This window comes from Sphingomonas bacterium, from assembly GCF_028289855.1.
Taxonomy (GTDB): Bacteria; Pseudomonadota; Alphaproteobacteria; order Sphingomonadales; family Sphingomonadaceae; genus Sphingomonas.
This window is the reverse complement of sequence record NZ_JAQGKZ010000032.1, coordinates 46,397-52,613: the sequence shown is the minus strand read 5'-3', so window position 1 is coordinate 52,613 and position 6,217 is coordinate 46,397. Positions and strand designations below refer to the sequence as shown.

At 64.2% G+C, this 6,217-nt stretch carries 8 protein-coding genes and 1 tRNA gene; 6 read left to right on the top strand and 3 right to left on the bottom strand.

The genetic code is table 11. The features are described 5' to 3' along the window. The first annotated feature begins 56 nt into the window (after positions 1-56). Positions 57-143 (top strand) — tRNA-Leu (locus JWM94_RS02815). A 170-nt stretch (positions 144-313) separates the two neighbouring features. After that, the gene (locus JWM94_RS02810; protein ID WP_299421305.1) at positions 314-1,249 is read left to right on the top strand and encodes a ribose-phosphate pyrophosphokinase; all 936 of its coding nucleotides are present in this window, start codon (positions 314-316) and stop codon (positions 1,247-1,249) included. Here JWM94_RS02810 and JWM94_RS02805 read toward each other — a convergent pair whose 3' ends face one another. Genes JWM94_RS02805 through JWM94_RS02795 form a run of 3 tightly spaced genes read right to left on the bottom strand, consistent with a single transcriptional unit; the run spans position 1,250 to position 2,899 of the window. Then, positions 1,250-1,582: a PilZ domain-containing protein gene (locus JWM94_RS02805; protein WP_299421318.1), complete on the bottom strand. Its 333-nt coding sequence runs from the start codon at positions 1,580-1,582 to the stop codon at positions 1,250-1,252. Between the two features lie 58 nt (positions 1,583-1,640). Beyond that, entirely contained in the window at positions 1,641-2,390 is a 750-nt protein-coding gene (locus tag JWM94_RS02800; RefSeq protein ID WP_299421300.1) for a sulfite exporter TauE/SafE family protein, read from the bottom strand. After that, entirely contained in the window at positions 2,387-2,899 is a 513-nt protein-coding gene (locus tag JWM94_RS02795) for a sterol desaturase family protein (RefSeq protein ID WP_299421296.1), read from the bottom strand. The genes JWM94_RS02800 and JWM94_RS02795 overlap by 4 nt, the downstream gene beginning before the upstream one ends. Before the next feature lie 26 nt (positions 2,900-2,925). Between JWM94_RS02795 and JWM94_RS02790 the strand changes: the two genes are divergently transcribed. The 4 genes from JWM94_RS02790 (at position 2,926) to JWM94_RS02775 (ending at position 6,217) form a co-directional block, all read left to right on the top strand. Then, positions 2,926-3,231: a hypothetical protein gene (locus JWM94_RS02790; RefSeq protein WP_299421291.1), complete on the top strand. Its 306-nt coding sequence runs from the start codon at positions 2,926-2,928 to the stop codon at positions 3,229-3,231. Positions 3,232-3,298: 67 nt separating this feature from the next. Continuing rightward, positions 3,299-4,498 (top strand): ADP-forming succinate--CoA ligase subunit beta, encoded by a 1,200-nt coding sequence (gene sucC, locus JWM94_RS02785; RefSeq protein WP_299421286.1) that lies wholly within the window; start codon positions 3,299-3,301, stop codon positions 4,496-4,498. A 43-nt stretch (positions 4,499-4,541) separates the two neighbouring features. Then, entirely contained in the window at positions 4,542-5,288 is a 747-nt protein-coding gene (locus JWM94_RS02780; RefSeq protein ID WP_299421282.1) for an electron transfer flavoprotein subunit beta/FixA family protein, read from the top strand. Further along, positions 5,285-6,217 (top strand): electron transfer flavoprotein subunit alpha/FixB family protein, encoded by a 933-nt coding sequence (locus tag JWM94_RS02775; protein ID WP_299421279.1) that lies wholly within the window; start codon positions 5,285-5,287, stop codon positions 6,215-6,217. The genes JWM94_RS02780 and JWM94_RS02775 overlap by 4 nt, the downstream gene beginning before the upstream one ends.

The window sequence follows — 6,217 nt, the reverse complement described above, 5'->3', positions numbered from 1 at the left end:
CTGCTAGGGGCGCTCGCCTGCCAGCCACCGGCCCGTCCGGCGGCATTCAATCACGTGCGGCCGTGGCGGAACTGGTAGACGCGCAACGTTGAGGTCGTTGTGGGCGAAAGCCCGTGGAAGTTCGAGTCTTCTCGGCCGCACCAGTAAATCACAGCGCAAATAGCTACGCTATTTCGCGCCCGTGATTTACCCGACCGGCGGGCGGCCCCTCCCGACCGACGGCGCGAATTCACTTCGCGCCACAGACTAAAGCCCCTTTGCGAAAGCGATGTGACGCCCCTAAGGAGGCGCCAGCAGCGAAGGGGCGCTACGCATGAAGTTGATGACCGGCAATTCGAACCTGCCTTTGGCCAAGGCAATTGCCGACTATCTCGAAATTCCGCTGACCGACGCGCTCGTCCGCCGTTTCGCCGACGAGGAGATATTCGTCGAGATCAACGAGAATGTCCGCGGCGAGGACGTGTTCGTGCTGCAATCGACGTCGTACCCCGCCAACGACAACCTCATGGAATTGCTGATCTGCATCGACGCGCTCAGGCGCGCATCGGCGCGGCGGATCACCGCGGTCGTCCCTTATTTCGGTTATGCCCGGCAGGACCGCAAATCGGGGTCGCGCACGCCGATCTCCGCCAAGCTCGTCGCCAATCTGATCACGCAGGCCGGCGCCAACCGCGTGCTGTCGGTCGATCTGCATGCCGGACAGATTCAGGGCTTCTTCGACATCCCGACCGACAATCTGTTCGCCGCGCCGGTGATGTCGGCCGATATCCTGGCGCGCTATTCGGGCCGGAATTTGATGGTCGTGTCGCCCGATGTCGGCGGCGTGGTGCGCGCTCGCGCGCTGGCCAAGCGGCTCAACAATGCCCCGCTGGCGATCGTCGACAAGCGCCGCGAGCGCGCGGGCGAATCGGAGGTGATGAACATCATCGGCGATGTCGAGGGACGTTTCTGCATCATGATCGACGACATCGTCGATTCGGGCGGCACGCTATGCAATGCCGCCGCCGCGCTGAAGGAGGCCGGCGCCGGGGGCGTCGTCGCCTATATCACGCATGGCGTCCTGTCGGGCGGCGCCATCGCGCGGGTCGAGGGATCGGTGCTCGAGGAACTGGTGATCACCGATTCGATCGGCAACCACGACACCATCGCCAGCTCACCCAAGGTCCGCCATTTGACCATCGCACCGTTGGTCGCCGAGGCGATTCGGCGAATCGCCGACGAAACGTCCGTTTCCAGCCTGTTCGACTGATTAGCCGCCCATCGTCTTGACGATATGGTCGAACACCGCCGGGTAGAGCGGCTGACGGAAACGGCACCCGATCACCGCGCCGCGGCGCCACGCGACGGTCGCCTCGAGCCCCTGCAGGCCGGGAATCGTCAACCAGACGATGGCGTCCTTATCGAGCGAATAATGCGCCTCCGCGCGGAACCCGGTGATCGACAAGTCGAGCAGGCGGACGTCGTATTTGTTCGACGCACGATCGCGCAGCCTGGCGACGGTCGCCACGCCCACGCGTTGCTGACGGCGGTGGTCGTTGTCACCACCGGCCGGCGCATCGAATCCAAACGTACGCGCATCCATGTTGTAAAAAATGCGCACAATCGTCTTAACATTCAGGAAACTTAACCAAATAATTGGTCTAGATTAGAGCGTCCCACACCAATTTGGCGCCGACCAGCACCATCAAGACGTAAATTGCCGTGTAGAAACGTGCCGGCGACACGCGGCGTACCAGCCACACCCCGGCCAGCGTCGAGACGATCGCGACGCGGATCAGGCTGGCGGCGGCGGTTAGATTGGCCTGGGTAAACTGGCCAAGCTGCCAGTAAGCCGGCACCTTGAGCCAGTTGGTCGCGGCGAAGAAGATCGCGGTCGTCCCCACCAAAGTATCGCGGTCGAGCCCGCGCGGCAGTGCCCAGATCTGGAACGGCGGCTGCCCGGCATGCGCGATCTGGCTGGTAAAGCCCGACGCGACCCCAAACAACGTGCCAACCCAGCCGGGCGACCGCGCCGGGGCGGCGACCTTGCCGCCGCGCGCGATCCACAGCCGGTACAGGCCGAACACCATCGAAATCGCGCCAACCAGCCCGAGCACCGCGGCTTCGGGGACGCTTGCCGCGTACCACCAGCCGAGCGCGATCCCGGCGACCGATCCGGGCAGCATCCAGCCGAGCACATGTCCGTCCCACGACCGGCGAAACACCCAGACGCCGACGACGTCCTGGACGATCAGCACCGGCAACAGAATCGCCGCCGCGCGCACCGGCGACACCGCCAGCGCCAGGATCGGCAGCGACAGCGCGCCCATCCCGACGAACCCGCCCTTGGACAGCCCGAGCAGGATCACCGCGGGCACCGCCAGCGCGAAAAAGAGCGCGGTTTCGTTCAATCGACGGAGGTAACGGCGCGGGCCCCACGCACCCCGGCGCGGCCGCGGCGGTTGAGTTCGGCCTTGAGCACTTCGGGTTTAGGCGCCCACAGGAAGCCGAAGCTGACCGTCCCATGCCTGGTCTCGACCGCGTGGTGCAGCCGGTGCGCCTGGACGATCCGCTTCATATACGCGGATTTGGGCAAATACCGCGTCGCGACGCGGCGATGGACGATGACATCGTGAAACCCGAAATAGATCGCGCCGTATGCGGCGATCCCCGCACCTACCCAGACGAACCCCGGCCACCAGCCAAGCTGCACGCCGCCCAGCAGCAGCACGATCGACGGCAATGCGAAAATCACTGCATAGAGGTCGTTGAGTTCCCAATTGCCACTGCGCGGACGATGATGGCTTTCATGCAGGAACCAACCGAATCCGTGCATCACCCAACGGTGCGCGACATACGCCACGCCTTCCATCGCCGCGACGGTCGCGACGAACAGCAAAATGCCGATTGTCCATTGCATAACCTGCCTATAGCGCCGCGTTACTCATGTTGCGACGCCTGATCTTGCTCGCCGCCATCGTGGCGCTAACCGCCTGTTCGACGCCCGAGGCGATGACCCGCGAGGGACTCGTCAATGCCGGCATCCCGAAAGCAACCGCCGCATGCATGGCCGATCGGATGGTCGATCGCTTGTCGCTGCTCCAGTTGCGCCGGCTGTCGGGTCTGGCAAAGGCAGGGCGATCGAAGGATCGCGGCCAGTTCCTATACCGCTTGCGGTCCTTGAAAGACCCCGAAATCCTGAGCGTGGTCAGCAATTCGGCGGCACTCTGCGCGACAGGCCTCGCGGGCTAGATTCATCAGCGCGGCTGTGCTTTAGGCTTAGGGCATCCCCCTTCTTCGAAAGGCGCGACGTTCGCCCATGAACATTCACGAATATCAGGCCAAGGAATTGCTCGCCAAATTCGGCGTCCCCGTCCCCGCCGGCTTCGCCGCGCTGTCGGTCGAGGAAGCGGTCGAGGCGGCGAAGAAATTACCCGGGCCGCTCTATGTCGTGAAGGCGCAGATCCATGCCGGCGGGCGCGGCAAGGGCAAGTTCAAGGAACTCGGCCCCGACGCCAAGGGCGGCGTGCGGCTGGCGAAGACGCTCGATGAGGTACGCGCGGCGGCGGCGGACATGCTCGGCAACACGCTGGTGACGATCCAGACCGGTGAGCACGGCAAGCAAGTCAACCGCCTGTACGTCACCGATGGCGTCGACATCGCCAGGGAATTCTACCTCGCGCTCCTCGTCAACCGCGCGACAGGCCGCATCTCGATGGTCGCCTCGACCGAGGGCGGGATGGATATCGAGGCCGTGGCGCACAATACGCCCGAAAAGATTCACAGCATCGACATCGACCCGGCGACCGGCTTCATGCCGCACCATGGCCGCACCGTCGCCGCCGCGCTCGACCTGACCGGCGACCTCGCGAAGCAAGCCGCGTCGACTGCCTCCAAGCTCTACGACGCGTTCCTCGGCACCGACGCCGAGCAGATCGAAATCAATCCGCTCGCGGTGACCGACGACGGCAAGCTGCTGGTCTTGGACGCCAAGGTCGCGTTCGACGGCAACGCGATGTTCCGCCACAAGGATCTGATGGAGCTGCGTGACGAGACCGAGGAGGATCCGGCCGAGCTCGAAGCCTCCAAATACGACCTCGCGTACATCAAGCTCGACGGCGACATCGGCTGCATGGTCAACGGCGCAGGCCTCGCGATGGCGACGATGGATATCATCAGGCTGAATGGCATGTTCCCCGCCAATTTCCTCGACGTCGGCGGCGGCGCATCGAAGGAAAAGGTCACCGCGGCGTTCAAGATCATCCTCGCCGACCCGAACGTGAAGGGCATCCTGGTCAACATCTTCGGCGGCATCATGAAGTGCGACATCATCGCCGACGGCATCGTCGCGGCGGCGAAGGAAGTGAACCTTTCGGTGCCGCTGGTCGTCCGCCTGGAAGGCACCAATGTGCAGCAGGGGAAAGACATATTGGCCAATTCGGGGCTGCCGATCGTGGCGGCCAACGATCTGGGCGACGCGGCACAGAAAATCGTCGCCGAGGTGAAGAAGGCGGCCTGACGCTCCTTCTCCAGGAAGCGATCGGATTGACGGAGAGAATGCGATGAAGGTGCTGGTGCCGGTCAAGCGTGTGCTTGATTACAACGTGAAACCCCGCGTGAAGGCGGACGGGACGGGGGTCGACCTGGCCAACGTCAAGATGTCGATGAACCCGTTCGACGAGATCGCGGTCGAGGAAGCGATCCGCTTGAAGGACAAGGGCGTCACCGAGATCGTCGCGGTGTCGATCGGCGAGCAGAAGTGCCAGGAAACGCTGCGCACCGCGCTGGCAATGGGCGCCGATCGGGCGATCCTCGTCGTGTCGGACGAAAAGATCGAGCCGCTCGGCGTCGCCAAGCTGCTCAAGGCGATCGTCGAGGCGGAAAAGCCCGACCTGATCATCCTCGGCAAGCAAGCGATCGACGACGACAACAACCAGACCGGGCAGATGCTCGCGGGTCTGCTGGGCGTCGGGCAGGCGACCTTTGCGTCGAAGGTCGAGCTGACCAGCGACAGCGTCACCGTGACGCGCGAAGTCGATGGCGGGTCGGAGACCGAGAAGCTCTCGCTCCCGGCGATCGTCACCACCGATTTGCGCCTCAACGAACCGCGCTATGCGTCGCTACCCAACATCATGAAGGCCAAGTCGAAGCCGATGGAGCAGAAGACGCCGGCCGATTACGGCGTCGACGTCGCCCCTCGGCTGACCACGCTCAAGGTCGTCGAGCCGCCCAAGCGCACCGCCGGGGTCAAGGTCGCCGACGTCGACGAACTGGTCGCAAAACTCAAGGCGATGGGAGTCGCGAAATGAAGACGCTCGTCTGGGTCGAACATGACGGCAAGACCGTCAAGGACGCCACGCTCGCCGTGGTCACCGCCGCGTCGAAGCTCGGTGAGGTGCATCTGCTGGTCGCGGGCAAGGGCGTGGACGGTGTTGCCGCCGAAGCCGCAAAGATCGCCGGTGTCGCCGAAGTCCACAAAGCCGACAATGCCGCGCTCGAACACCCGCTCGCCGAAACGGTCGCGCCGTTGATCGTCAAACTGATGGCCGATCACGACGCATTCCTCGCGCCCGCCACGTCGAACGGCAAGAACATCGCGCCGCGCGTCGCCGCGTTGCTCGACGTGATGCAGATCAGCGACATCCTGTCGGTCGAGAGCGAGAACACGTTCACGCGCCCGATCTACGCCGGCAATGCGATCGCGACCGTCCAGACCAGCGACAAGAAGCTGGTCATCACCGTGCGCGGCACCGCGTTCGAGAAGGCCGCGCCCGAGGGCGGCACCGCCAAGGTTGTCTCGACCGACGGCGCAGGCCTCGAACAGTCGGTGTCGACCTATGTCGGATCAGAGATCGCCAAGCTCGAACGCCCCGAACTGACCAGCTCGAAGGTCATCGTCTCGGGCGGCCGCGCGCTCGGCTCGTCGGACCAGTTCCACGCGCTGATCGATCCGCTCGCCGACAAGCTCGGCGCTGGCGTCGGCGCCAGCCGCGCGGCGGTCGATGCGGGCTATGCCCCGAACGATTACCAGGTCGGCCAGACCGGCAAGATCGTCGCCCCCGAAGTCTATGTTGCGATCGGCATTTCGGGCGCGATCCAGCATCTGGCGGGGATGAAGGATTCGAAGACGATCATCGCGATCAACAAGGACGAGGACGCCCCGATCTTCCAGGTCGCCGACATCGGGCTGGTCGGGGATCTGTTCAAAATCGTGCCGGAGCTGACGGAAAAGCTTTGA

Coding starts and splice junctions, on each gene's coding strand:
- JWM94_RS02795 (WP_299421296.1), bottom strand. CDS start 2,899: ATGCAATGGACAATCGGCATTTTGCTGTTCGTCGCGACCGTCGCGGCG.
- sucC (WP_299421286.1), top strand. CDS start 3,299: ATGAACATTCACGAATATCAGGCCAAGGAATTGCTCGCCAAATTCGGC.
- JWM94_RS02780 (WP_299421282.1), top strand. CDS start 4,542: ATGAAGGTGCTGGTGCCGGTCAAGCGTGTGCTTGATTACAACGTGAAA.
- JWM94_RS02775 (WP_299421279.1), top strand. CDS start 5,285: ATGAAGACGCTCGTCTGGGTCGAACATGACGGCAAGACCGTCAAGGAC.
- JWM94_RS02805 (WP_299421318.1), bottom strand. CDS start 1,582: ATGGATGCGCGTACGTTTGGATTCGATGCGCCGGCCGGTGGTGACAAC.
- JWM94_RS02790 (WP_299421291.1), top strand. CDS start 2,926: ATGTTGCGACGCCTGATCTTGCTCGCCGCCATCGTGGCGCTAACCGCC.
- JWM94_RS02810 (WP_299421305.1), top strand. CDS start 314: ATGAAGTTGATGACCGGCAATTCGAACCTGCCTTTGGCCAAGGCAATT.